Annotated in this window: 19 protein-coding genes and 1 pseudogene; 8 read left to right on the top strand and 12 right to left on the bottom strand. The window is 54.8% G+C overall.

Annotation, left to right across the window (positions count from 1 at the left end):
• Positions 1-85 precede the first annotated feature (85 nt).
• The 3 genes from serA (at position 86) to BN874_RS18945 (ending at position 2,695) form a co-directional block, all read left to right on the top strand.
• Positions 86-1,324, top strand: a complete 1,239-nt coding sequence (gene serA, locus BN874_RS18955) for a phosphoglycerate dehydrogenase (RefSeq protein ID WP_034436050.1) — start codon at positions 86-88, stop codon at positions 1,322-1,324.
• Positions 1,325-1,362: 38 nt separating this feature from the next.
• Positions 1,363-1,902, top strand: a complete 540-nt coding sequence (locus BN874_RS18950) for a DUF2058 domain-containing protein (protein WP_034436048.1) — start codon at positions 1,363-1,365, stop codon at positions 1,900-1,902.
• A 217-nt stretch (positions 1,903-2,119) separates the two neighbouring features.
• Complete coding sequence (locus BN874_RS18945; RefSeq protein ID WP_154725028.1) at positions 2,120-2,695, top strand: hypothetical protein; 576 nt, start codon at positions 2,120-2,122, stop codon at positions 2,693-2,695.
• 96 nt (positions 2,696-2,791) lie between these two features.
• Here BN874_RS18945 and BN874_RS18940 read toward each other — a convergent pair whose 3' ends face one another.
• From BN874_RS18940 to glgB, 7 genes are all read right to left on the bottom strand, one after another.
• Positions 2,792-3,907: a sulfate/molybdate ABC transporter ATP-binding protein gene (locus tag BN874_RS18940; protein ID WP_051498078.1), complete on the bottom strand. Its 1,116-nt coding sequence runs from the start codon at positions 3,905-3,907 to the stop codon at positions 2,792-2,794.
• Positions 3,904-4,779, bottom strand: a complete 876-nt coding sequence (gene cysW, locus BN874_RS18935) for a sulfate ABC transporter permease subunit CysW (RefSeq protein ID WP_034435924.1) — start codon at positions 4,777-4,779, stop codon at positions 3,904-3,906. The genes BN874_RS18940 and cysW overlap by 4 nt, the downstream gene beginning before the upstream one ends.
• Complete coding sequence (gene cysT / locus BN874_RS18930) at positions 4,776-5,618, bottom strand: sulfate ABC transporter permease subunit CysT (protein WP_034436044.1); 843 nt, start codon at positions 5,616-5,618, stop codon at positions 4,776-4,778. Before cysT ends, cysW begins: the two co-directional genes overlap by 4 nt.
• A 230-nt stretch (positions 5,619-5,848) precedes the next feature.
• On the bottom strand, positions 5,849-7,990 hold the full coding sequence (gene glgX, locus BN874_RS18925) for a glycogen debranching protein GlgX (RefSeq protein WP_051498077.1): 2,142 nt from the start codon (positions 7,988-7,990) through the stop codon (positions 5,849-5,851).
• A 278-nt stretch (positions 7,991-8,268) separates the two neighbouring features.
• Positions 8,269-9,186, bottom strand: a complete 918-nt coding sequence (locus BN874_RS18920; RefSeq protein WP_034435923.1) for a hypothetical protein — start codon at positions 9,184-9,186, stop codon at positions 8,269-8,271.
• Between the two features lie 266 nt (positions 9,187-9,452).
• On the bottom strand, positions 9,453-10,427 hold the full coding sequence (gene cysB, locus BN874_RS18915; protein ID WP_034435922.1) for an HTH-type transcriptional regulator CysB: 975 nt from the start codon (positions 10,425-10,427) through the stop codon (positions 9,453-9,455).
• Positions 10,424-12,601, bottom strand: a complete 2,178-nt coding sequence (gene glgB, locus BN874_RS18910; protein WP_034435921.1) for a 1,4-alpha-glucan branching protein GlgB — start codon at positions 12,599-12,601, stop codon at positions 10,424-10,426. The genes cysB and glgB overlap by 4 nt, the downstream gene beginning before the upstream one ends.
• A 287-nt stretch (positions 12,602-12,888) precedes the next feature.
• On the opposite strand from glgB, the gene glgC reads away from it, so the two are divergent.
• From glgC to thiM, 4 genes are all read left to right on the top strand, one after another.
• Positions 12,889-14,160: a glucose-1-phosphate adenylyltransferase gene (gene glgC, locus BN874_RS18905; protein ID WP_034435920.1), complete on the top strand. Its 1,272-nt coding sequence runs from the start codon at positions 12,889-12,891 to the stop codon at positions 14,158-14,160.
• A 64-nt stretch (positions 14,161-14,224) separates the two neighbouring features.
• Positions 14,225-15,700 carry a 4-alpha-glucanotransferase gene (gene malQ, locus BN874_RS18900; protein ID WP_034435919.1) on the top strand — a complete coding sequence of 492 codons (1,476 nt, stop codon included), beginning with the start codon at positions 14,225-14,227 and terminating at the stop codon, positions 15,698-15,700.
• The gene (locus BN874_RS18895) at positions 15,701-16,753 is read left to right on the top strand and encodes a GMP reductase (protein ID WP_034435918.1); all 1,053 of its coding nucleotides are present in this window, start codon (positions 15,701-15,703) and stop codon (positions 16,751-16,753) included.
• A gap of 2 nt (positions 16,754-16,755) precedes the next feature.
• On the top strand, positions 16,756-17,568 hold the full coding sequence (gene thiM / locus BN874_RS18890) for a hydroxyethylthiazole kinase (RefSeq protein ID WP_034435917.1): 813 nt from the start codon (positions 16,756-16,758) through the stop codon (positions 17,566-17,568).
• A 149-nt stretch (positions 17,569-17,717) separates the two neighbouring features.
• Here thiM and BN874_RS18885 read toward each other — a convergent pair whose 3' ends face one another.
• Genes BN874_RS18885 through BN874_RS18875 form a run of 3 tightly spaced genes read right to left on the bottom strand, consistent with a single transcriptional unit; the run spans position 17,718 to position 20,369 of the window.
• Positions 17,718-18,488 carry an arginyltransferase gene (locus tag BN874_RS18885; RefSeq protein WP_081756525.1) on the bottom strand — a complete coding sequence of 257 codons (771 nt, stop codon included), beginning with the start codon at positions 18,486-18,488 and terminating at the stop codon, positions 17,718-17,720.
• On the bottom strand, positions 18,485-19,222 hold the full coding sequence (gene aat, locus BN874_RS18880; protein WP_051498076.1) for a leucyl/phenylalanyl-tRNA--protein transferase: 738 nt from the start codon (positions 19,220-19,222) through the stop codon (positions 18,485-18,487). The genes BN874_RS18885 and aat overlap by 4 nt, the downstream gene beginning before the upstream one ends.
• Positions 19,194-20,369, bottom strand: coding sequence for a GNAT family N-acetyltransferase (locus BN874_RS18875; RefSeq protein WP_034435916.1), 1,176 nt, complete (start codon positions 20,367-20,369; stop codon positions 19,194-19,196). The genes aat and BN874_RS18875 overlap by 29 nt, the downstream gene beginning before the upstream one ends.
• A gap of 189 nt (positions 20,370-20,558) precedes the next feature.
• Here BN874_RS18875 and BN874_RS26245 point away from each other — a divergent pair, with 189 nt between their 5' ends.
• Complete coding sequence (locus BN874_RS26245; RefSeq protein WP_154725027.1) at positions 20,559-23,399, top strand: DNA translocase FtsK 4TM domain-containing protein; 2,841 nt, start codon at positions 20,559-20,561, stop codon at positions 23,397-23,399.
• Positions 23,400-23,475: 76 nt separating this feature from the next.
• On the opposite strand, the gene BN874_RS18865 is transcribed toward BN874_RS26245, so the two are convergent.
• The gene (locus tag BN874_RS18865; RefSeq protein WP_034435915.1) at positions 23,476-24,705 is read right to left on the bottom strand and encodes a pyrophosphate--fructose-6-phosphate 1-phosphotransferase; all 1,230 of its coding nucleotides are present in this window, start codon (positions 24,703-24,705) and stop codon (positions 23,476-23,478) included.
• A gap of 321 nt (positions 24,706-25,026) precedes the next feature.
• Positions 25,027-26,018 (bottom strand): annotated as a pseudogene (locus tag BN874_RS25900) (IS1-like element ISBeg1 family transposase); the annotation flags it as partial.
• Positions 26,019-26,468: the final 450 nt, after the last annotated feature.

The raw sequence follows: 26,468 nt of genomic DNA, 5'->3' as shown, positions 1-26,468 counted from the left end.
AAAAAAGGGGTTAGTGAAGGTTGCCAGCCCCGGCTATAGGGATTATTTTCGGCGGCATTCTACCACTGGCGAGGCTGGCGCACTGATGAGCAAAACTTCACTCGATAAAAGCAAGATCAAGATTCTGTTGCTGGAGGGTCTCCATGCCAGCGCGGTAGAAGCGTTCCAGGCGGATGGTTATACCAATATCGAATACCAGCAGAAGGCTTTGCCGGAACCGCAACTGCTGGAAGCGATCAGCGACGCCTATGTGGTTGGCATCCGTTCCGCGACCCAGTTGACCGCCCGGATTCTCGAACAAGCCCCTCGTCTGATGGGGATCGGCTGTTTCTGTATCGGTACCAATCAGGTCGATCTCGACGCCGCTCAGGAACACGGTATTCCGGTGTTCAACGCGCCGTTTTCCAACACTCGTAGCGTGGCGGAACTGGTGCTGGCCGAAATCATCCTGCTGTTGCGCGGGATTCCTCAGCGCAGCTCGGTGGCGCATCGCGGTGGCTGGGTGAAGACCGCCACCGGTTCCCATGAAGCGCGTGGCAAGTGCCTCGGTATCGTGGGTTACGGCCATATTGGTACCCAGACCGGTTTGCTGGCAGAGGCGCTGGGGATGCGAGTGGTGTTTTACGATATTGAAACCAAGCTGGCGCTGGGTAATGCACAACCGTTGCCGTCACTGGACGTGCTGCTGGAGGTGGCCGACGTGGTGACCCTGCATGTGCCGGAGACGCCGCAGACCTATCAGATGATCGGTGCGGCACAACTGGCAAGGATGAAACCGGGTGCCAGCTTGATCAATGCCGCGCGCGGTACCGTGGTAGATGTCAACGCACTGGTGCAAGTGCTGGAATCCAAGCACCTCTCCGGGGCAGCGCTCGATGTGTTCCCGGAGGAGCCAAAGGCTAACGACGAGGAATTTGTATCGCCACTGCGCCGCTTTGACAACGTGCTGCTGACCCCTCACGTCGGTGGCAGTACCGAGGAAGCGCAGCAGAACATCGGTCTTGAAGTCGCCAGCAAGCTGATTAAATACAGCAACAACGGTTCGACCGTCAGTTCGGTCAATTTCCCGGAAGTTACCTTGCCGGAACATCCCGGCAAGCATCGGCTGCTGCATATTCACCGTAATCAGCCCGGTGTCTTGTCCCGGATCAACGCCATCTTCTCTGAGCAGCAAATCAACATCGCCGGGCAATATCTGCAAACTAACGCTAAAATCGGTTATGTGGTGATTGATGTAGATAGCCACGAGCGTGCCGAGACGCTGCAATTGAAAAAGCGATTGGATGAAATCGCCGGTACGATTCGGACCCGGATTCTGTACTGAGTCGTGGTAAATTTGGCGAGAGCGAGGAGATGTGGCTGATGTCGCTGCGTGATGAATTGCTGAGAGCAGGTTTGGTATCGTCGGATAAGGCTAAAAAACTGGACTCTGATGGACGCAAGCACGATTACCAGCGCAAAAAAGGCAAGGCGCTGACTCCCGAAGAGGAAGCGCAGCGGACACAAGCGCGGCAGCAAGCTGAAGCGGATGCCGCTCATAAACGCGAACAGGATCGGCAATTAAATTTGGCGCGTGAGGCTGAAAAACAGCGCCGGGAACACATCGCCCGCGCTTACCAGTTGATTGAAGCGCATCGCATCAATGATCCAGCGGCGGAGATTGCCTATAACTTTCAGGACGGCAACCGGATTCGCACGATTCGGGTGACATCACCGCAACGCAAGGCGCTGGCGATGGGGCGGCTGGCTATTGTGCGAGGGGATCGTCGCGAATTTGATTTTGCACTGGCGCCCCGTGAGATCGCCCATAAGCTGGCTGAGTTTGTGCCGGATCGAGTGTTATTGCTGCACCCCGAAAGCAGTGATGTCGATTCCGATGACGAGTGGGGCGATTGGGAATAAGGGTTTGGACCGAACGGATAGGATAATCGCTTGTTTGCCGTAGTTTTTAGGTAAAAATCCAATGAGTAGTCATTACCGAAGTAGTCAGCCGTCGCGTTTTTCCGCCAATACGAAGTTTGATATGGCACCGTTGGATCGGGAGCGATCCCAACATACCAGTCGGCGCACCCGCGAGTGGAGCCGACGCAACAAGTTACTGTTAGGTCTTGTGGTAGTGATGATTCTGGTGGATTTTTTCACAGCGCTGCTGTTGGGAACGCAGACCTATGATCTAAGCCGCCAAAACCAGATATTGCGGAGTGAGTTAGCTAAAAGCCAGGAAGAATTACGTCAAGCTATGCCTGAATTACGACAGTTGCGACAAGACCTGGATGAATTAATTCGTGGCAAGCTGCCGCATTTGCGCAAGCTGGAATATGACCAGGTACTGCCTTTGGACGAGGGTCATTTGAAGAATATCTCGTTTACCAAGGTCGTCAATCGCGGTGTTCAGAATTATGAATACAAGCTGGTGGTGCAGAACAATACCCGTGCGCTGCTATGGCCGGAAATTCAGCTTTTTCTGTTTAATGAACTGGGCATTCAGGTCGGTAGTACCGAGATTGGTACCGCAAGCCCAGGGGCATTAAAAGCCGCCAGCCTTGGCATGGGTGAAGTGCGATCCTATTCCGCAGCGTTCCAACTCACGGATAAAAATGCATTACCGACGTATTTTATGATTCGGACCGTTGGCAATGAGAATTTACCCAGCGTTAGCGATTCCGCAGCGCAGACCGCCGGGGATGAGCGCTGACTGCTGACAGGAGTGTTTTGCGCTTTGGTGGGAACCATCAGCCGTTTTAAGTCTTTTATACCATCATCAAAATTTAGGAAATGACTAAGCCAACATTCAAATACCATCACCATCCCCGCTCCAGTGCATCGGTGATTCGACTTTTGGATCGTTATACAGAAAAACCCGCAATTGACGCGGCTTAACAAACACCAAGTCGCCTACTTGCAACGGATCAGCAGCGTAGCGCTCGCGGGTCATTTCTACCTCAGCGATTTCACCGCTCGGCGCTTGGATCAATTCCAGCCGTACCAATGAACCCAGTGAAGAAACTCGACTAATGGTAGCGGCAAGGGTGGTATCGCCGTCTTCAGGTTCACGCAGTACATCAATATCATGGGGCCGAACGTAGGCCATCGCAGGGGCATGTTCAGCAGCATCATGCTCGGGAACCTGAACTCGTAGCCCCCCTACCTTGACCCAACCCGCATGAACCCGGCTGTGAAACAGATTGATATTGCCCAGGAATTGATAGACGAAGGGTGTTGCCGGCGCGTCGTAGACTTCCTGTGGTGAACCCACCTGTTCAATATGACCGCGATTCATCACCACGATCTGGTCGGCTACTTCTAACGCCTCCTCCTGATCATGAGTGACAAATACACTGGTAATATGTAAATCATCATGCAGTCGGCGCAGCCAGCGGCGTAGTTCTTTACGTACCTTGGTATCGAGGGCACCGAACGGCTCATCGAGCAGTAATACTTGAGGCTCGACCGCCAATGCTCGCGCCAAGGCGATGCGCTGGCGCTGTCCACCGGATAACTGACTGGGATAACGATTTGCCACCCAGCTCAGTTGCACCAGCTCCAGCAGGGCATGAACTTTGTCGCGAATCTGTGCATCACTCGGACGGCGGGCGCGTGGCCGGACCCGCAGGCCAAAGGCGACGTTCTCAAACACGCTCATATGCTGAAATAGCGCGTAGTGCTGGAATACGAAACCCACCTGACGATCCTGGACCTGCCGACGGCTGGCGTCCTCGCCGTTGAATAAAATTTGGCCGCAGTCCGCCATTTCCAGCCCAGCGATAATTCGCAGCAACGTCGTTTTTCCACAGCCGGACGGTCCAAGTAGAGCAACCAACTGACCCGCTGGGATAGTAAGATCAATCCCGTCGAGAGCTACAAAATGGCCGAAGCGCTTATGCAATCCTTGAATTTCAATACTCATTTAGTTTCTTCCAAAGTCACGATCCAGCGTTGCTTGAGGGTATAGCGCTCAATCAGAGCCTTAAGCGCCAGCATAACCAGCGCCAATAGCGTCAGCAGCGAGGCACAAGCGAAGGCCGCAGCAAACTGGTATTCGTTATACAAAATTTCTATATGTAAAGGCAGGGTATTCGTCAAGCCGCGAATATGCCCTGATACCACTGATACTGCACCAAACTCACCCATAGCACGGGCAGTGCAGAGCACCACACCGTACAGCAAGCCCCATTTAATGTTGGGTAGGGTGATACGCCAGAAGGTCAGCCAGCCACTGGCGCCAAGCACCATCGCAGCCTCTTCCTCCTCGGTACCTTGGGCCTGCATCAGCGGGATCAACTCACGAGCGATAAATGGCACAGTTACGAACACGGTAGCGAGGACAATACCGGGCACGGCAAAAATGATCTTAATGTCGTGAGCTGCCAGCCACGGTCCCAGCCAGCCTTGCGCACCGAACAGCAGTACATAAATCAGGCCGGCGATCACCGGTGAGACAGCAAAAGGCAAATCAATCAAAGTGATCAAGACACTCTTGCCATAGAATTCAAATTTGGCAATCGCCCAAGCGGCAGCGACGCCAAACACAATATTCAGCGGTACGGCAATGGCTGCGCTAAGCAGAGTTAAGCGAATTGCGTCCAGGGCATAAGGGTCAGTAATTGCGGCTAGATAAACCCCCAGTCCTTTGCGAAGCGCCTCATAGAACACAGCAGCCAGCGGTATAAACAAGAACAGGGTGAGAAAGATCAGCGCCACTGCCAGCAGCAGCCGACGAATCAGTGGCGGCTCGCTATTGGTGACGGAAACTGGACTGGGTTGCAGAGAAGAGTTCATGTGACCGCCTCCCAGCCGTTCCGGATTCGACTCCAGCGTTGGAGCAAGTTGATCACGAGCAGTAGCATGAAGGAGATTACCAGCATGACCACCGAGACGGCTGCTGCGCCGCTATAGTCGTACTGCTCCAGCTTGCTGACGATCAGCAGAGGCGTAATTTCCGATATCATCGGCAGATTGCCGGCAATGAAGATGACCGAGCCGTACTCGCCGATAGCGCGAGCGAAAGCCAGGGTAAAACCGGTCAACAGGGCAGGACGGACCGCTGGAAAGATGACCCGCCAGAAAATTTGCCAGCGATCTGCACCCAAGCTGGCCGCAGCTTCCTCGACCTCAGCCTCCAGATCTTCCAGCACCGGTTGTACGGTGCGCACCACGAACGGCAGACTGATAAACACTAACGCTACGATCACTCCTAGCGGAGTAAAGGCGATTTTAATTCCCAGTGGCTTAAGGGCATGGCCGATCCAGCCGTTGCTGGAATAGATCGCGGCCAGGGTGATGCCAGCTACCGCAGTGGGCAAGGCGAACGGCAGGTCTACCAGCGCGTCCACTAGACGCTTGCCGGGGAACGGATAGCGAACCAGTACCCAGGCGATGATGAAACCAAAGCCGGTATTGATGACAGCAGCCAGGAAAGCGGCGCCGAAAGTCAGACGATAGGAAGCCAAAACCCGGGGTGCGGTCACGGTATGCCAGAACTGATCCCAGCTCAGATGAAAGGCTTGGGTAAAAGCCATCGCCAGCGGGATGAGGACGATCAATCCGAGATAGCCAAGGGTGAAACCAAGGGTCAGGCCGAAACCCGGCAGAACACTCGGCTGGCGAAACCGGAACATCATCCCCACTGCCCCCTACGATCCGAGATCGGGATGGGTATCGCAGGTACGGATGAAAAATAGGGCGGGGGTGCGTACACGATGAAGACTCCATAGGATCAATGACGATAAAAAACACCCGGCGCAGAATCAACGTGGCCGGGTGACCGGTGACTATAGAGGGCAGGCTAAATAATCAAAAAGAATGTTTAATGATATTTATATAGCCATTTTGTCGGATAACCCACGATTCAGTCGGTATCCGTCATCACCAGGGCAAACACGGTCACCGCCCAGGACTCCATCTGGAATTCGCCGCCGTTGTCCAGCAGCAACTCGCCGGATGCTAACTGCGGTTGGGTGGTGTCAAGCAAGCAACGCCAGTGGCCGGCGCCGCGAACGGAAGGCATCCGAAACGGAGTAGTGGCCGGACCGGCGTTGAAAATAATCAGCAGTGCATCATCGGTTTCCGGGTAGCCGTCGGCAGTGAAGTGTTCGCCGGCGTCACCCGCCAGCAGAAGGCCGAAGCAGCGGGCTTTAGGTTCCTGCCAGTGGTAGTCGCTCATCGTGCTGCCGCCAGGGCTAATCCAATCAACGTCGCGCAATCCAGTGGTTTTCGAGGCCTGCAAGCCATGCATGAAGCGCGGTCGCCGCAGTACCGGATGATCCCGGCGCAGATTGATCAGTCGGCGGACAAAGTCCAGGAATTCCCGCTCATCAGGTGTTGGGTTGTCCCAATTCAACCAGTTGATTTCGTTATCCTGACAATAGGCATTGTTATTACCCTGCTGGCTGCGGCCGAACTCGTCACCGGCTAACAACATCGGGGTGCCTTGCGCCAGCAGCACGGTCGCCAGCATGTTACGGCGTTGACGCAGGCGGATTTGCCGGATACCGGGATCAGTAGTCAGCCCTTCAACGCCGTGGTTGTTGCTGAAGTTGGAGGGATGTCCATCGCGATTTTGCTCGCCGTTGGCCTCGTTGTGGCGCTCGTTGTAGCTGACCAGGTCGGCCAATGTGAAGCCATCGTGGCTGGCGATGTAGTTGACCGTGGCCCAGGGTCTCCGACAGTCGTGTTCGAACAAATCACTGGATGCAAGCAGGTTGGGTGCCAGTTTAGACAGCATGCCGTCATCGCCCCGCCAGAATCGGCGTACCGTATCACGGAAGCGGTCGTTCCATTCGGTGGTGCCGGCTGGAAAGCTACCAAGTTGATAGCCACCGGGACCGATGTCCCACGGTTCAGCAATAACCTTAACCCGTGACATGGCTGGGTCTTGGCGAATGGCATCGAAAAAACCGCCGGCACGGTCATAACCATATTCTTCACGGCCCAGAGTGACTGCCAGATCGAATCGAAAGCCGTCCACATGCATTTCGTTGACCCAGTAGCGCAAGCTGTCCATCACCATCTGCAATACTCGAGGATGCATCAGATTAAGAGTATTGCCGCAACCGGTGTCATTGATGTAGTGACGACGGTCATGGGGCAGCAGCCGGTAATAAGAGGCGTTATCGATGCCTTTGAAGCTCAGAGTGGGTCCCATCTGATCACCTTCGGCGGTGTGGTTGTAAACCACGTCCAGCAAGACCTCAATGCCGGCATCATGCAACCGCTTGACCATGGTCTTAAACTCGACCAAGTCTCCCCCGCTCAGGTAACGGGTTTCTGGGGCAAAAAAGCAAAGGGTATTGTAACCCCAGTAATTACGTAGCCCACGGTCGGTCAGAAACCGGTCATCCACGAAGGCGTGAACCGGCATCAGTTCTATCGCAGTGATGCCGAGAGACTGAAGATATTTGATTACTTCGGGGTGGGCAAGGCCGGCGAAAGTGCCGCGCAAATGGTGGGGTACGCCTTCATGGCGGATGGTGAAGCCGCGAACGTGGGTTTCATAAATCAGTGTTCGTGACCAAGGTCCATCGGGCGAACGATCCCCTTCCCAGTTATAGCGAGTGTCTACCACGACGCATTTCAGCATATCGCGAGCACTGTCGCGAGTATCGAAAGACAAGTCGGCGTCGCGGTGACCGACTTGGTAACCACAGTGTTCGTCGCGCAGGTGCAGTGAACCATAGAATTGCTTAGCATAGGGATCAAGCAGCAATTTATGGTGATTGAAACGATGACCAATCTGCGGTTCGTAGGGTCCAGAGACCCGATAGCCATACAAGGCGCCCGGCCACAAGCCTGGCACATAACCATGCCATATCTGGTCGGTATTCTCGGCCAGCACCAAGCGTTCAATTTCGCGCTGGCCCGATGAATCGAATAGGCATAACTCGACCTTTTCAGCGTGGGCGGAAAAGAGGGCGAAATTGACGCCCTTGCCGTCCCATGTGGCGCCGAGGGGATATGGAATGCCGGGCCATACGCGAGTGCGCGCTGACATAAGGGAGTCTCCTGATAAGTTCGGATAAAAGAAATAAGGCTTTCGCTCTCCATCATTCCAGCGAAAGCTAGAATCCAAGTAACCAGTTAAAAAATATGGATACCAGTAGCCGCTGGCATGGCGAAGGAAGGTTGTGGGCAAAAGAGTTCTGAGAACCTAATAAAGGTGCTTGGACCGATTATTATCTTAGGATATTTTCGCGACGGTTGATTGATGTTTGAAGTGGATCCCACTGCGCCCGATTCCTCAACGTACTCAAAATCTCGGTTTTTATCTCATCACATTGGTATGGAATTATTAGACCGACAAAAATCACGATAGCGATGCATTCGAATCGAAGGTAAAAAAAGTTCATCCTCAATCCGTACATCTGCCCGTCGCAGGCGAGGACTCGCCGGTGGCTCCGATGCCACTGCTACAAAATCAGGCAATTGCTCATTAGCCTGGAGTGGCACCAGAATCGGCAGGGGAGCCTGCATTAGTCGACGTGATACCCTCCCGGAATTTTCCGAATCAGCAAAAACGATATTAGCGCGTAAATGTGGACAAACACTGCGAACACGCGCTAGCAACTCATCAGCGCTGATTTCGGCTAAACGCTGCATTTCCAATCGAATCTGCGGTGTTTCAGCCCGCTGTTCCAGCAAGCGTCGAGCAGCAGCTACACTGGTACGCTGAATCACACGGCCTTGTTTGGACCAAGTAAAACCAATCTTGATCGGGCATCGCTCAAGGAGTGGAATATGGCGGTAGGCCTGTTTAAGATTCAAGCGAGCAGCTCCCATGCGTCGCATTGCCGCTGCTACAATTTCCCAACGCCGGTGCAAGTCAACCATTGCCTCCTTGGTTTCAACCTGACCCAGAGCTTTTATCGTCAGTACAGCCGTTTTAAAGTCATCCTTAGCTCTATTACAGGCATGGGCAGCCGCTAAGGTATCTGAACTAGCGCCAACAATCCCTGGACAAGTCAGTGTCTCTCGCCCATCTTGGCTATTTTCATACCAGAGTGCGCGATAAACTTGAATTGCCTTAAAACGCATATCGAGATTTTCAGTCAGTTCTGCTTCAGTACGCGAAACCCAAGCCGGTAATGCAGTATCTTGACGTGCTTTAGCGCAGAACTTATCTACTTGCGCAAGCACGGCTTCAAAACTGGATAATAGATCAATCCGAGCAGCAACGGGTAAAGACTGCATGCGACTCTCCTGGAGCAATCCTAAATCAGTCATGGATATTTGTAACGTGTCGAGTTGTCACTTAATTCAACCTGTAAATTATCTAAGAACACCATATTTACATAGGACTTTCGCTAATAAACCATGTGTCGTCATATCGGTAAAAATAGAGATCCAGTCTTTTTAACGAGTGATTGAACTCCCGCTGACGCGGGAATGACGGAAAGCAAAATTTTATTATGTCGTCATGGTTGCTAAATTAGCAAAAAATAAAACCACATCAGTTGCTAGAAAACAGGTAACTCCATAGATTCAAGCAACACACCAATTTCCTCAGATGTCTGGAGATGTTCCATCATCCGCACCCGATCCCGAGTCAAATGAGGAGCAAATAACTCTATAAAATCATACATATAAAATCGCAGAAACATACCGCGCCTAAACCCTATTTTTGTTATGTTAGTAGAAAACAGGTGACTGGCATCCAACTGAATCAGATCCTGATCCTGCCGAGAGTCATATGCCATCCGTGCAATAATACCTACACCCATTCCCAAACGCACATAAGTTTTAATGACATCCGCATCAGTGGCAGTAAAAGCCACAGTGGGCTTAAGTTGAGCGTTACGAAAAGTTTCATCCAGTTGTGATCGTCCAGTAAAACCAAATACATAGGTGACCAGCGGATATTGAGCAACATCATGCAGCGTCAAACGATCAATATCAGCCAACGGGTGTCCAGATGGTACTAGCACACAGCGCTGCCAAACATAGCAGGGCATCATTACTAAATCTTCAAATAGCTCCAAAGACTCAGTAGCAATCGCGAAATCTACTTCACCCGACTGCACTAGATCAGCAATCTGTGCTGGAGAACCTTGGTGAATTTGTAAAGTAACTGCTGGATAACGCTCCCGAAAAATTTTAATCACTGGTGGTAATGCATAACGAGCCTGAGTATGGGTCGTAGCAATAGATAAGCTACCACGCCGATCATCACGATACTCTTCAGCTAATATCTGGATATTATTCACCTCACGCAGGATACTTTCAGCCTTAGTAATGATCTGTCGGCCAATCGGAGTGACCTCAGTGAGATGTTTGCCGTTACGACCAAATAACTCAACCCCCAGCTCTTCCTCAAGCAGGCGCAATTGCTTACTAATTCCTGGCTGAGAAGTATACAAACTCTCAGCCGCTGAAGAAATATTCAGATTATTCCGAACAATCGCAGTAAGATAACGTAGCTGTTGTAACTTCAAGAAAAATCATCTCCATTCGGTTCCAGTAAGGCGATCACTACTGCAGTCAGTGGTGGCAAATCCAGCAGCAATGAGTAAGGATGCCCCATGTGAATCATTTGATCAGCAAGTATATTCCTACTATCAGCACCATGGTTACCACTGCCATAAGCCCAATAATCAGAATTCAAAAGTTGGCAATAATTTCCTGGATTCGGAACGCCTACCCGATAACCTAATCGTGCTACCGCCGCAAAATTAAAAACAACAACAACTGGCTTGTTATCATCACCCCGACGAAGATAAGCCATAATTGAATGAGTTGCATCATGACAATCCAGCCATTCAAAACCTTCCTGAGCGAACTCACATCCATGCAAACCCGGCGTAACGCGGTACAAACAGTTAAGATCACGAATTAGTGCCTGAATTCCATGATGCTCCATTTGATTTAACAAATCCCAATCTAAGATACTTGCATGATCCCATTCCTGTTCCTGAGCAAATTCGTTACCCATAAATAGAATTTTTTTACCTGGATAAGTCCACATATACACATAGAGCAACCGTATATTTGCGAAACGCTGTCGGCGATCTCCTGGCATTCTGGAAAGTAGGGAACCCTTACCATGCACCACCTCATCATGGGATAGAGGCAACATAAAATTTTCAGTAAAAGCATATAGCAAACCAAAAGTGAGCAAATCATGATGGCGGCGACGCAGAGCTGGATCGTTAGCTATATATTCCAAGGTATCATGCATCCATCCCATGTTCCATTTCATACTAAAACCCAGCCCACCCATCCAGGAAGGGCGCGTCACCAGTGGCCAAGCAGTGGACTCCTCAGCAATCATTGATACGCCAGGATAACGGCGGTGAATGACATCATTCAGTTCTCGTAAAAAAGCAATCGCTTCCAGATTCTCATTACCACCAAAAGGATTAGGTGCCCACTCATTTGATTCACGGGAATAGTCCAGATAGAGCATAGAAGCGACGGCATCAACCCGTAATCCATCCAAGTGACATTCTTCAAGCCAAAAGCAAGCGCTGGCCAGCAAAAAATTTTTAACCTGAGTACGACCATAGTTAAATGCCAATGTGCCCCATCCACGCTGCTCACGTCGAGTTGGATCTTCGTGTTCGTAAAGATAGGTGCCATCAAATTGAGCCAGACCATGAGGATCCTTGGGAAAGTGTCCAGGCACCCAATCCAGGATTACACCGAGACCGGCCTGATGACAATAATCCACGAACCAGCGAAAATCGTTCACATCACCATGGCGACTGGTAGGAGCAAAATACCCGGTCGGCTGATAGCCCCAAGACGCATCCAGTGGATGTTCAGTCACCGGCATTAGTTCGATATGGGTGAAGCCCAAAGACCCGGCGTAAGCGACCAAACGTTGGGCTAATTCCTGATAGTTCAAATAATGACCCTGATAATCCCGCTGCCAGGAACCAAGGTGGACTTCATAAATTGCCAACGGTGTCTGTTCCCATTTCCGCCGTCGCCGCCGCGTCATCCAAGTCTCATCACGCCATGGATAGGGGATATGATTAACGATGAGATTAGCAGTCGCTGGTCGCCGTTCGAAGCCGCTACCGTAAGGATCGCTCTTACGCAGCCATTCGCCAGATCCCTGGACACAAATCTCATACTGGTAGCGGGTACCTATGCTGATGCTAGGGACGAAGAGTTCCCAGACTCCCCCTCGCCGCCGCAACGGATGGCGCGGACCGCACCATCCGTTAAAATCGCCCACCACGCTGACTTGAGCCGCATTCGGAGCCCAGACGGCGAAAAGGACGCCGACAATACCGTCTACTACACGCGGATGTGCCCCTAACACCCGATAAACGTGCAGATGACGACCTTCATTAAAGAGGTGCAAATCATACAAGCTGATCTGTGGGGAAAAGCTGTAAGGATCGTGATCTGTCCGTTCGCAACCGATAGCGTCAATCCATGTCAGTCGATAATGCAGTGGCAGCGTACCCACTGCACCACGCCACTCAAACAGATCGGTATCCACCAACCGCCGCAGCGATTGATCGATATCGGTCAATCTCACTGTCCGAGCGCCAGGGATAAAAGCTCGAACCATGACCTGCTCACCACGACCATGGCGACCCAGCACTGCAAAGGGATCGGGATGGATTCCTTTGCTCAGCAAAGCTGCATCAATCATCAACCGCTCGTCTGTGGATGGTCGATGATGCTGCATATCGTTATTGTGATCAGAGTGCGTCATTGGAAAAGTTGAGCATCCCATTAATCTAATCCGCTCGGCATCCTTCCAACCAAGCGCTACGAATGGCGAAAACTACCTTTGAAAACCAACTAATATAAAGGTGGAGGTGCCAAACATCCGTTCATCGCTTGCCGTTACTGCATCCTTGGCACCTTGCCCGCCAAGCGGCCTGTTTCTTAGATCCTGAAAATCAAAACAGCATAGCAGAGAGGAACATTAAACGCATGAGCGCCGCCATCACCTCACGTTTCGTTAGTCGCCTAACCCGGGAAACACTGGCCCTGATCCTGGCAGGCGGGCGTGGTAGCCGACTTAAACAACTAACACTGTGGCGCGCAAAACCGGCGACGCCGTTCGGTGGCAAGTACCGAATTATTGATTTTCCACTGTCTAATTGTATCAATTCTGGAATCCGGCGCGTCTGTGTGCTGACTCAGTACAAGGCACACTCACTGATTCAACATATTCAGCGTGGTTGGGGTTTCCTGCGTGGGGAGTTCGGTGAGTTCGTTGAATTGCTGCCGGCCCAGCAACGGATCGACGAAACTTCCTGGTACAAGGGAACAGCCGACGCCGTCTATCAGAATCTGGACATTATCCGCAGCCATGCTCCTGAGTTTGTACTCATCCTGGCTGGAGATCATATTTACAAGATGGATTATGGACCGATGGTGGCACACCATGTAGAAAGTAAGGCCGAAGTCACTGTTGGCAGTGTTGAGGTGTCGCACGAACGGGCGCGTGAGTTTGGAGTACTCACGGTGAACGAGCGCAATGAAGTGATCCGGTTCGTGGAAAAACCGCAAGAACCAGAGACGCTACCAGGCCGGAACGGTATGGTGTTGGCTTCAATGGGTATTTATGTATTCAATACTCAATTCCTGTACAATCAATTAATTGAGGATGCCGAGAACCCGGATTCGCACCATGATTTTGGCAAGGATTTGCTACCCCGGTTGCTTGGACGACATCGGGTGGTCATCTATCCGTTCAGCGATGTACAGACCAAGACGCAGAGTTACTGGCGCGATGTCGGGACGGTGGATGCATTCTGGGAATCGAATATGGAACTGGTGGGTGTGGATCCGGAGTTAAACCTCTACGATGAACACTGGCCCATCTGGACCTATCAGGAACAGTTGCCACCTGCCAAGTTTGTATTTGATGATGACGGACGGCGGGGCATGGCCGTGGATTCGATGATCGCAGAAGGATGTATCATTTCTGGTGGTTACGTTAATCATTCGCTACTTTTCCCGCGAGTCCAAGTGCATTCCTTCGTGCAATTGCGAGATGCCGTGGTGTTGCCTGAGGTAGATATCGGTCGCTACTGTCATCTCAGTAAGATTATTATTGACCGAGGTTGCGTCATCCCACCCGGTACCGTAGTCGGTGAAAATCCTCAGGAAGATGCAAGGCGTTTCTATCGAACCGAGAAAGGGGTAGTGCTGATTACCCGCGAGATGCTGGGTCAGGAACTGCATCGAGTTCGCTGATACGGCTCAATTCTGCTCGATCCACCCATTGTTAATTACTCAACTCATCAAGAGGTTATTGTTCATGACTATAGGTTCGCCATTTGACCGCCGGCGGGCGGGATTGCTGTTGCATCCAACTTCGCTGCCAGGTGGCTATGGCAATGGTGATCTAGGCTCGGATGCTTATCGGTTCGTGGAATTTCTGGCGGCATGCGGATTTACGGTTTGGCAGACGTTGCCGCTGGGACCGACTCATGACGATCTATCGCCGTATTCGGCCCAGTCGGTTCATGCCGGTAATCCACGACTCATTGCGCTGGAGCCACTGGTTGACGCAGGCTGGTTACGGGCGGATGGAGGACCGGGTGCGGGTGAGGACGGATGGGCCTACCGGCGGCGGCGACTGGGTGAGGCCAGACAGGGGTTTCAAGGGCGGGGTGGAAAAGATTTCGCAGCCTTTGAGGCGTTTCGCCATCAGCATCGCCACTGGTTGGACGATTACGCTCTGTATCAAGCGATCCGGGCGGCCAACGGGCAACGGGCCTGGTTTGTCTGGCCGAATGAACAGCGCGACCGCCAGCCGAAGGCGTTGACCTCGATGCGGCAGCAATGCGTGGAGGCCATCACGCAGTGCCAGTTTGAGCAGTTCCTGTTTGATCGGCAATGGATGGCGCTCAAGCGTTATGCCAACGAGCGTGGCATCCTGATGTTCGGTGATATTCCACTATTTGTCGGTTACGACAGCGCCGATGTATGGGCTCAGCGTGATATGTTTTTGCTGGATCGCGACGGTCGGCGGGAAGTGGTGGCCGGGGTACCACCGGATTATTTTTCCGCCACTGGACAGTTATGGGGCAATCCACATTACGCCTGGGAGCGGATGGAGGCGGACGGTTTTCAGTGGTGGAAAGAACGGATTCGTACTCAACTGACGCAGTTTGACCTGCTGCGAATCGATCATTTCCGGGGGTTGGAGGCGTACTGGGAAATTCCCGCCAGTGCTGAAACTGCGGTGGCGGGGCGCTGGCAGTTGGCACCCGGCGACGCACTTTTCAAAGCCTTGAAGACGGAATTTGGCGCGTTACCACTGGTCGCCGAGGATTTGGGCATTATCACTCCCGAAGTTGAAACTTTGCGTGACGCGCATCATTTGCCAGGGATGAAGGTGTTGCACTTTGCCTTTGGCGGCGGAGCCGATAATCCCTATCTGCCGCATAATCATCTTGATAGTTCAGTGATTTACACCGGAACCCACGATAACAACACGACGCTGGGCTGGTTCCACGAACTGGATGAATCCACTCGGGCGCATGTATTCGACTATCTGGGCGGTGGGCCGAAGCAAATGCCTGAGTTGTTGGTGCGGGCGGCGTTTGCCTCGGTGGCGCGGCTGGCGGTGACGCCGATGCAGGATGTACTGGCGCTGGGCGGTGAACATCGGATGAACCGGCCCGGAGTTGCAGACGGCTGTTGGCGTTGGCGATTCCGCTGGGATCAGGTAGGCCATGAGGTGGCGGGCCATTATCGGCATTTATTGGAATTGTATGGACGAGTGTAAATGCGCATCGAAGCCGATCTGAAACTGGGCTTCAAGGATGTGCTGATCCGGCCCAAGCGTTCTACCTTGGGTAGTCGGGCGCAGGTGAAGCTGGAACGAACCTTTCGGTTTCGCCACAGTGGGCGAAGTTGGACCGGTATCCCGATCATGGCTGCCAATATGGATACCGTCGGCACCTTCGCCATGGCGAAGGCGCTGGCGCGCCATGGATTGTGTACGACGGTACATAAATATTACCCGGTGGAGGAATGGGAATATTTCGTGGCCGGATTGCGCGCTGACGGCCATGAAGGTGGGTTGGCGCATGTAGCGGTGAGTACCGGCATTCTTGATGGCGATCTCGAAAAACTGGATCAGATTCTGGAGCGCCTACCCGAACTCAGGTTTATCTGCATGGACGTGGCGAACGGTTATTCCGAGCATTTCGTGGCGCGGGTGGCTGAGATTAGAGCGCGGCATCCGGACCAAGTGATTATTGCGGGTAACGTGGTCACCGGTGAGATGGTGGAGGAGCTGTTGTTGTCCGGCGCTGATATCGTCAAAGTGGGCATCGGGCCGGGTTCGGTCTGCACCACGCGGGTTAAAACCGGAGTGGGCTACCCGCAACTGTCGGCGATCATTGAGTGTGCCGATGCGGCGCATGGACTGTCCGGGCAGATTATCTCGGATGGTGGTTGCGCCTGCGCGGGTGATGTAGCCAAGGCTTTTGGCGCTGGAGCGGACTTTGTGATGCTCGGCGGGATGCTGGCGGGGCACGATGAGGGTGGCGGCGAGGTTCTGGAGCGGGAGGGACAGCGCCGGGTACGGTTTTACGGGATGAGTTCGCGTACCGCAATGGAAAAATATAGCGGCGGAGTCGCTGAATATCGTGCCTCCGAAGGCAAAACCGTTGAGATACCGTACCGAGGTTCAGTAGAGGAAACGGTTAAGGATGTTTTAGGTGGGTTGCGGTCGGCCTGTACCTATGTTGGTGCGGGACAGTTGAAGGAATTGACCAAACGCACCACCTTCGTGCGAGTGACTGAGCAGGAAAATCCGATTTTTGAGACGTGACCATGCCTATTGAGCCATTGGACGTGAAACAGTTGTGGACGTTGGTAGCGACGGTTCGGGAGCGGGCGCCGCTGGTCCACAACATCACTAACTTCGTGGTGATGAACAACACGGCCAACGTGCTGCTGGCGCTGGGGGCATCACCGGCGATGGTGCATTCGCTGGACGAGGTTGAGGATTTTGTTGCGATGAGCCAGGCGCTGGTCGTCAACATTGGTACGCTGGATTCACAACAGATTGCGGCCAGCAAGCTGGCGGCGATGCGGGCGGGTACTGCGGGCATACCGTGGATTCTCGATCCGGTAGGCGCGGGCGCAACGCCGTACCGACTGGCTGCAGCGAGGGCTTTGACGCGATTGGGGCCGAGCGTCATCCGTGGCAATGGGTCGGAGATTCTGACGTTGGCACAACACGCTGGGCAGGGCAGAGGAGTGGACAGCACTCAGGGTTCAGAAACAGCGCTGGGCGCGGCGCGGTTGTTGGCGATAGATACCGGATCAGTAGTTGCGGTGACCGGAGCGGTGGATTATGTGACCGACGGGGCACGGGTGGTCGCAATTGAGAACGGCCATCCGCTGATGACGCGAGTCACTGGACTGGGCTGTTCAGCAACTGCCGTGATTGGGGCACTTTTGGCGGTGACGCCGGATGCATTTACGGCGACGACGGCAGCGCTGGCGGTATTCGGTGTGGCAGGGGAATTGGCGGCGGCGCAGGCGCGGGGGCCGGGGAGTTTGCAGGTGGCATTGCTGGATGTGCTGTATGAGTTAACGCACAGTGATTTTGCGCAAAGGCTGAAGCTGGAAAAAAGTTAGCCCGTCGAGGAGTTCCATGAAGCGGCACACAGGCTCCAAGAACCCGGGGACTGATGGGTGTGAGGGGATTGAAGGCTTCTGCTCTGATCTGTGGAAAGGATTTATTGATACGGGCCAAGCCGCATTTCCTCATCAGTCTTTTCAGTGGGTTACTGGATTCCCGCTGACGCGGGAATGACGGAAAGCGAAAATCCTGATGAGGAAGAGCATACCCAGCCCCAGCGTTCCGCGACGAATACTTCGTGCGGAGTGAAACGAGCCTTATACGCCATCTTGTCGCAGTGTTCGACCCAATAGCCCAGATATACCCATTTCAGTCCCAATCGCTGCGCTTCGGCAATCTGCCACAGGATCGCGAAGGTGCCTAAACCGCGCTCATTCTGGAATGGGTCGAAAAAGGTGTAGACCGCTGACAACCCGTCATCCAAGCGATCCACGACGGCGACTGCCAGCAATTGCTGGTCGCGGCGAAATTCACACAGCCAAGTCGGGCACCAGCGCGAGGTGATGAACGACCAATAACTGTCCGGGCTGGCCGGATCCATGCCGCCGCCGGAATGCCGGACCCGGATGTAACGGGCGAACAAGTCAAAGTGTTCGTCCTGGAACTCCGCTTCAGTCATCCGGGTCTGCACATCCTGATTGCGAGTCCAGATCCGCCGCTGTGAACGGTTCGGGCGAAACCGCTCTGCTGGGATTCGCAGCGACCGGCACGCCATGCAACTTCGGCAGTGCGGCCGATAAACATGGTCGCCACTGCGCCGGAATCCCAAATCGGCCAGTTGGGTGTAAATCCGGCTATCGGTCACGGCTGGGTCAGCGACCAGATTACGCGCCCGCCGGCCCGGCAGATAACTGCATGGATATTCAGTGGTCAGGAACATGCGCAAATCGTACAGCGAATCGCGGGGATTGCTCATGGTAGCGTGGCGGGAGTTAGCAGGTCGGTAACCAGATCATCGTCGAGACGCCAGAATCCATCCCGGCCCGGCAGGATACAATAGCGTTCCAGCAACTGGAGAAAGGTAGCGCGGGGAATTTCCACCGCGCCCATCCGGGTCAGATGCTCGGTATGCACTTGGCAGTCAATTAGGGTGAATTGCCAGCGCCACAATTGCGCGGCCAGCGCGGCCAGCGCCACTTTGGAAGCGTCGCTCATAATGCAGAACATGGATTCGCCATAGAACACCCGACCTACGGCAACCCCGTACAAGCCGCCCACCAATTCGCCCTCATACCAGGTTTCGATGGAATGGGAGTGACCGAGCTGATGCAGCCTGACATAGGCTCGATTCATCTCTGCGGTGATCCAGGTTCCAGAATCTTCACCACGCGGCGCGGCACAGGCAGCAATAACCGCAGCGAAGGCCGTATCGGCGGTCACCGTGAATAGCCCTTTTTTTAAGGTCTTGCGCAGGCTGCGCGAGAGATTGACCGATTCCGGGAACAGCACCAGGCGCGGATCCGGTGACCACCACAGGATCGGTTGGCCTGGCGAATACCACGGGAAGATACCGATGCGGTAGGCGCGCAGCAGCCGGCGTGGCGACAAGTTGCCGCCGGCGGCCAGCAGACCATCGGGTTCGGTTAGAGCGCGTTCATGCGGGGGAAACGGCTGACTGTCGTCACGCGGATCTAGCCATGGCAGATGCATCGGGAGTTACCTCGTCCCGGTAGGGTGAATGTTGCAGCAGTTCTTGTGCATATTGCCGGACTGCGGGCGTTTCACGGTCGAGGAAATCAGTGATTACCTGGCGGAAACCGGGATGGGCGATCCAGTGGGCCGAGTGGGTGAGGGTTGGCAGAAAGCCCCGGTAAATTTTATGTTCGCCCTGCGCGCCCGGCTCAAAGCGCTGCAAGCCCTGCTGGATGCAATAGTCCAAACCCTGATAATAGCAGGCTTCAAAATGCAGGCTGTCATGATCGGCCCGACAGCCCCAATGTCGTCCGTAGAGGGTGCTGGCGCTGCGAAAACTGATTGCGCCAGCGACCTCGCGACCTTGGTCGAAGGCTAGAACCAGCATCAACTGCTCACTCAACGTTTCGGCAATGTCCTGAAAGAAGGGAAGAGTGAGCGTGGGCATCCCGCCCAAGCGTTCAAAGGTGGAGCGGTAGAATTCGTACACGATGGGCCATTGCGCCTCGCTGAGTTCTCGCCCGCTCAAAATCTGCAATTCCAGCCCGGCTTCGCGCACCAGTCGGCGTTCGCGGTTGATGTTCTTGCGCCGCTTGGCGGTGAGCGTATCAAGAAAGTCCTGAAAATCCCGGTAGTCGCGATTGTGCCAATGGAACTGGCAGCCGATTCGAGACAGGAAGCCTTTATTTTGCAACAGGCCGGTCTCAGTCAGGGTCGGAAATAGCCAATGGATCGAGGACCAGCGCTGGCGGTGAGATTGTTCCAGCACATAGTCCACCATGGCCCGCGCCGTGGTTTCGGGATGCGGTTGATCGGGGGCCAGCAATAAGCGGGGACTGGTGGCCGGGGTATAGGGAATGGCGCCGACCAGTTTGGGGTAGTAGGGCAGGCCATGCCGTCGGTAGGCTTCCGCCCAGCCCCAGTCAAACACGAACTCGCCGTAGGAGTTGAATTTTAGATACAGCGGCGCAGCACCCAGCAATAACCCCTGCTCGTCTCGGCAGATGATGTGCCATGGTAACCAGCCGGTACGCTCGCCGACGCAGTGATGGCGTTCCAGCGCGCTGAGGAACTCATGGCTGAGAAACGGATTGCGGTCGGGAACCAGGGCGTTCCACTCGGCGGCGAGAATATCAGTCAGAGCGTCGATCCGTTCAATGCGCATGATTCACGGGTCAGTGTCAGTAGGTTGAGGTTGGATGCATGGCTTTGGAACTCTAAACCGGGGGTCGGTTCGCCCTTCACCTTGGCACGCTTGAATGGGACAATGCTTGTTTATTAAAAGCGGTATAAATTTCATCTCAGAGTGGATTTCACCGCTCTTGCCCTCCGCATACGACAGGACTGAATTTTGGTGCAGGCACATCGAATCAAGACTGAACCCCCGGTGATTCGGGTGGGTATTTTCCGGTTCCTCAAGGGAGTATTGCGCGAGATCGGCTTCTGGCTGCTGGCTGCTATCGCGTTGGGAATGATAATCGCGCTGGCGACGTTCAGCCCCGAAGATCCAGCCTGGACCCACACCGCAAATGTGAGCCAGTTTCATAATCTCGGTGGGGTGATCGGCGCCTGGTTCGCCGACGTGAATCTCTATTTTTTCGGCTACCCCGCTTACCTGCTGCCGCTAGGCGTGGTCTTCGGTGGCTGGCGGTTGTTTATGCGCGGCGCTCTGCTGGAACTGGACGGTGAGATCGTGCTGCTCCGGGTACTGGGCTTTGTGGTGACATTGACCATGGCTTGTGGGCTGGCGGCGCTGCATGTACACCCGGCGCCGGGTACGATTCCCGGTGCCGGATCAGCCGGCGGACTGGTGGGGATCCATGCCAGCCAGTTTCTGACCCATGCCTTCGAGTTTGCGGGTGGCAACCTGTTCATGGTTTTTTTATTGTTGGCCGGGCTGACCCTGACAACCGGTTTTTCCTGGTTGACACTGCTGGATTGGGTAGGTCAGACGGCGCTGAAGGCGGTGGGCTGGATCAGCACTCTAGTGATAGCTCCGTTGCGCCGGACGCACCCGGATACCAGCGCCAGCGGTAGCGAGAACGTGGATCCTGCGGTCGAAATCGCGCTAATCTCTGATGGAGAGATGGTTACTCCGGTGGTGAAGATGAACCCGGAGCGTAGGTCTAGGCAGGTGGTTAAGTGGCCGCTGGCTAAGTGGCGGGCGTGGCGGATGCCTGCGGCATCGGTCGAACCGGCGGTGGTGACCGAGACAGTGGACCGTGTACCGCCACCGATCAGATCGCCTGCTACCTCTCCTACCGATTCAGCACCTGCTATTGAGACTGAATTGCCGGCTGGCTGGCATCCGGCGCGGATTGAGCCAGTCTTTAATCTGTCGCCTAATCAGGAATCACTGCGCCCGGAATCGTCGGTTGCTGATCCGATGAGGTCCACGCCTCCGGTTTGGGAGTTACCTGCCGGGTCAGAGATGCTGACCCTGGTGCCGACGGTCGCGCCGGTCAGGGTTGCCGCAGCCTCGATCCCGTTGGTCTCTCCCGTTCCATGGACGCAGCCCGTCACTGAACTCAATGTGGGTGAAGAGGAGGTAGAGACGGATGAAATTGCATCCCGCTCGCCCTTGGTTTCGCTTCCCGTTTCAGCGCCGCAACCACTGAGCGTACCACCGGCGCCTGCTGCATCGCTGGATAAGGCAGCAGTCATGAAGCGACAGGTGACGTCGCCCGCTCCGGTCGCGCCGTATTCGCTGCCTCCCCTGGATTTGCTCGACCGGCCCTCCGCCAACACCGCCGGCTATTCCTCGGAAACGCTGGAACAGATGTCGCGGCGAGTGGAAGTTCTGCTTAAACACTTTGGTATTGAAGTCAAGGTCGTGGCAGTGGAGCCGGGGCCGGTGATTACCCGCTTCGAGATCGATCCGGCGCCGGGCGTCAAAGTCAGCCAGATCAGCAATCTGGCCAAGGATATGGCGCGCGGCCTGTCGGTTATCAGTGTCCGGGTGGTGGAAATCATCCCCGGCAAGTCGGTTATTGGGCTGGAAATTCCCAACCAGCACCGTGAAGTCGTCTATTTGCGCGAAGTGTTGGAAGCACCGATCTATACCCAGTCCTTGTCACCCTTGACGCTGGCCTTGGGCAAGGATATCGGTGGTAATCCGGTGGTGGCGAATCTGGGGAAAATGCCGCATCTGCTGGTGGCCGGCACCACGGGTTCCGGTAAATCAGTGGCGATCAACGCCATGCTGCTGAGCCTGCTGTACAAGGCTCCGCCTCGCGAGGTGCGACTGATTCTGGTTGACCCGAAGATGCTGGAACTATCCATGTACGAGGATATCCCGCATCTGTTGACTCCGGTGGTCACCGATATGAAGGAGGCGGCTAATGCCCTGCGCTGGTGCGTGGGCGAGATGGAACGCCGCTACCGGCTGATGGCGGTGTTGAAGGTGCGCAACATTGCCGGTTTCAACCGCAAGCTCAGTGATGCGCAAGCGGCGGGAGAAGGCATCAGCGATCCATTCTGGAAGCCGGGCGATGCGGGGGTGTGGAGTGTATCTCCGTTGCTGGAGCCATTGCCGTTCATTGTGGTGGTGATCGATGAACTGGCGGACATGATGATGGTGGTGGGCAAAAAGGTGGAGGAGTTGATCGCACGGCTGGCGCAGAAGGCGCGCGCCGCCGGGATCCATCTGATTCTTGCGACCCAGCGACCGTCAGTGGACGTGATCACCGGCCTGATCAAAGCCAATATCCCGACCCGGATCGCGTTTCAGGTGTCGTCGCGGGTGGATTCCCGCACCATCCTTGACCAGATGGGTGCAGAACAGTTATTGGGCCATGGTGACATGCTTTATCTGCCGCCCGGCACGGGTCTGCCACAGCGAGCGCATGGTGCGTTTGTGGACGATCACGAGGTGACTCGGGTGGTGGATTATCTACGGCAAACGGGTGCGCCGGATTACATGGACGAGGTGCTGGCCGGGTCCAGTGAAGACGGCGATAGCGGGGATGAGGCCGATAACGGAAATGGGCGCAGCGGCGAGAGCGATCCACTGTACGATGAGGCGGTGCGCATCGTGACTGAGTCGCGGCGGGCTTCGGTGTCCGGAGTACAGCGCCGGCTACGCATTGGTTACAACCGGGCGGCGCGGCTGGTCGAGGAGATGGAAACGGCGGGTGTGGTGGGGTCGGTGCAGCCCAACGGTAGCCGCGAGGTATTAGCGCCGCCGCCGCCGTGAGTGGGGCTTTGCTGAGGGATGGCGGGCAAGACCGGGATGCCGCATTGCTTCACCCCGATCCTGCTACGATCCGCCCTTAGTGGCTTACCGCGACCTTCCCACCCTTGGGTTGCCCAATGGCCGCCAGCATTTCGGTGAACCAGGGGGTATCAATGTTGAAGGGTTTGCCGCCCTTGATGCGCGGGAATTCAATAGCGCGCAGCACACCTCCCTGGTCTTCATCATGGCCGATGACGCCGGATTCACCACGGAAGGCGCATTCGACGGCCAGATCGGCGCATGACTTGATCAGATGGATGTCCTCGACATTGGCGGCGGAGGCACGGGCGAAGTAGCCGGATTTCTGGACCAGAGTTTTTTCCGCGCCGATCATCTGGGCGAATTGCTCGCCGAACCATTTGCCGGGGTTGATGGCGTCGAGCTTGATGTGGCCGAAAGCGTCACGTGGCACTTCTTCGCCCTTGGCCTGAAGTTGCGCCACGATAGCTTCCACACCGGCACCTTCGGAGACGAAGATGTTGATGCAGTCCACTTTATCCATCACCGCACGCAGGCGCTTGGCTTCGGCGGCGAGGTCGATTTCCATCTCCGGGACGAAGACGGCATGGACTTCAAAGGCGGCGCGGTCGAGGCCGATGGCGGGCAGCCATTCGGTGCGGTCGAGCAGCTTGCGATACTCCTGGGCGGTGGCGGCGGTGAGCCAGCCACAGTTGCGGCCCATCACTTCATGCACGATCAGCATGCGCGGGTTGGCGTTGTTCTCAGCCGCGACATTCTGAAAGTTGCGGGCGCCCTGTTCGGCGGCGGTCCAGGCGCCGAGCGATTGCCTGATCGGGAACACATCGTTGTCCACCGTCTTGGGCAGGCCGATGACGGTGAGGCCGTAGTTGTTTTTAGCCAGGAAGGCGGCGAGATCGGCGGCGGCGGTATTGGTATCGTCGCCACCGATGGTGTGGAGGATGTCCACGCCATCCTTGATCAATTGATCAGCGGCGACTTTCTGCGGGTCCTCGCCTTCCTTGACCAAGCCGCGCTTTACGCAGTCCTTGACGTTGGTGAGCTTGACTCGGCTGTTGCCGATGGGCGAGCCGCCGAAGCGGTGCAGCAGTCCGGCCTTTTCGCGGATTTCCGGGGTGACTTTGTAGGAATCACCGAGCAGCAACCCTTTGTAGCCGCTGCGATAGCAGATGATTTCAATGGTGGGATCAATCTCGGTGTAGCGCTCGATGAGGCTGCCAATGGCCGAGCTGAGGCAGGGGGCCAGACCGCCCGCCGTGAGAAGAGCAACTTTCTTGGGCTTACTCATAGTTGATATTAATCTCATTGAAGTTAAAGGAAAAAGAGAGCAACGAAAGGGTGATGAGCATTAGTAGCTGGAAGACCCACCGGAATGGTAGGGGTCATTCTGCCATGGAACAACGCCAAAATTCGCGGGGAATTTTTCCTGCTGTCCCAAGGTTGGAAGCGGTACTCCCGGATAGCGGGACGGCGGTAATCTCGTTCTCTGTATAGTGGTCCCCAAATATCGTACAGCTATAATGCGAATTAAGTGCTAACCAGACATAGACATTTTTAGATGAATTAGATTGCCAGGTAGTGTCCCTCAGTTTCCGTGAGGAACCTCGGTCTAGCGAAATAGCTTTTCAAGATCGGGGCATTCTGTCCAGTACAGCGGTGAGACCCGATACGACAGCAGCTCTTGGGTGGTCCAGACAGGATCGGTCACGCCCGCCGCCATCGCGGGAGTGCTGGGACACCATCGACGGGGAGAGCCGGATCCTCGCGTCGGTTCGGTGATCGGCAGGGGATGACGCAAGCTGTCATGGGGTAACACAAAAGGGTAGTAGGCCAAGGACAACCACAGTTGTTTTTCAAACCCACTTAACGCCTTGGAAAAACCGTTGGTGCGACGGGTCAACCGGCGGTTCTGTTGTCGCTGAGTCAGATTGTCCCGCTCGACGAAACTCGTGTTGATCGTTTGACTGACCGGTGACTGCGCCAGCCGAGCCGCGACCACTGCGGGGTCTCCAAAGACAACATGGGTGGAGATGGCCGTAATTCGCCCACCGGTTCGTTGCTTAATCACTTGGGCGTACAGCACAGATTGGAACAGGGGCGTTGTCGGGGTTTGGGCTGGCGCCCGCGCGCCCCACGGCGCAGCGGGCAATACCATTCCCCATAGGTATTCAACAACGCTTGCGTATAGGCAGGCCATTGATCGCTGGTAAAAAAGGGTACGGTTTCATCCGTTACCCAAGCGACCTGTTCCAACCACCGGTCTGCGCCGGGTGGGTCATGTTTGCCGATCACAAAGCCCAAGACCAAGCGCCAAACAGGAGCAAACGCCAACCAAACCCAAGCGTCTCCATACGTCTCGATGTATTCCTTGGCACCGGGCAGATTTTCTTGTTGGGTATGAATAAAACCCCACAATTCACCGAGTTGGCATTCCGTCACTGGCAAGTTTTGCCACAATGCCAGGATCACTGACCGGCATTGCCGGGCACCCCGATCCAGCCACGCACAGACCGTGTCCTTATCTACTTCGACGATGCGCGCAGTGGCACGCAGCGAATTTCCCTCGGCGAGCGCGCGCAGGGCCGTCTCGAATTTTACGGTCCTGTAAATTTTCCTGTGATGGCGAGGGTTGGTAGCGTCAGGCGAGGGCGTTGACTGAATCCAACCCATTGATCTAAATAGGTGATGTTCATTTAGATCAATACTTCGGACAGTTTTATGCGGCGATAGCCCCGTAGTTACATAGGTTACCGAACTCGGGGTTGGATTTAATCAAACTGAAGTCTAAACCTAAGATGGAAGAAAAGCGTTTGAGCAAATGCTCATTGAATGTGCGAATTTTCCAACGGGCAATGGAGATGACCGATCGATCCGTACCCTCAGTGCGTTGTCGATCTTCCAGTTTGAGGAGATTCAAGGCGGTCAGCGGTGGCCCCGGTTTGTTGGACAGGATTTTACCGGGCTTAAGTGGGTTTCTGCGGTTTAGGCTGCCTGCTGGATCGGCAGCGAATCAAAGTACACGCTATCGGGGGTTTTGCCGTCAAGCGAGGA

Source organism: Candidatus Contendobacter odensis Run_B_J11, from assembly GCF_000531125.1.
Lineage (GTDB): Bacteria > Pseudomonadota > Gammaproteobacteria > Competibacterales > Competibacteraceae > Contendibacter > Contendibacter odensensis.
Note: the sequence above shows the minus strand (reverse complement) of the source record. Positions and strands in the feature narration are given on the sequence as shown.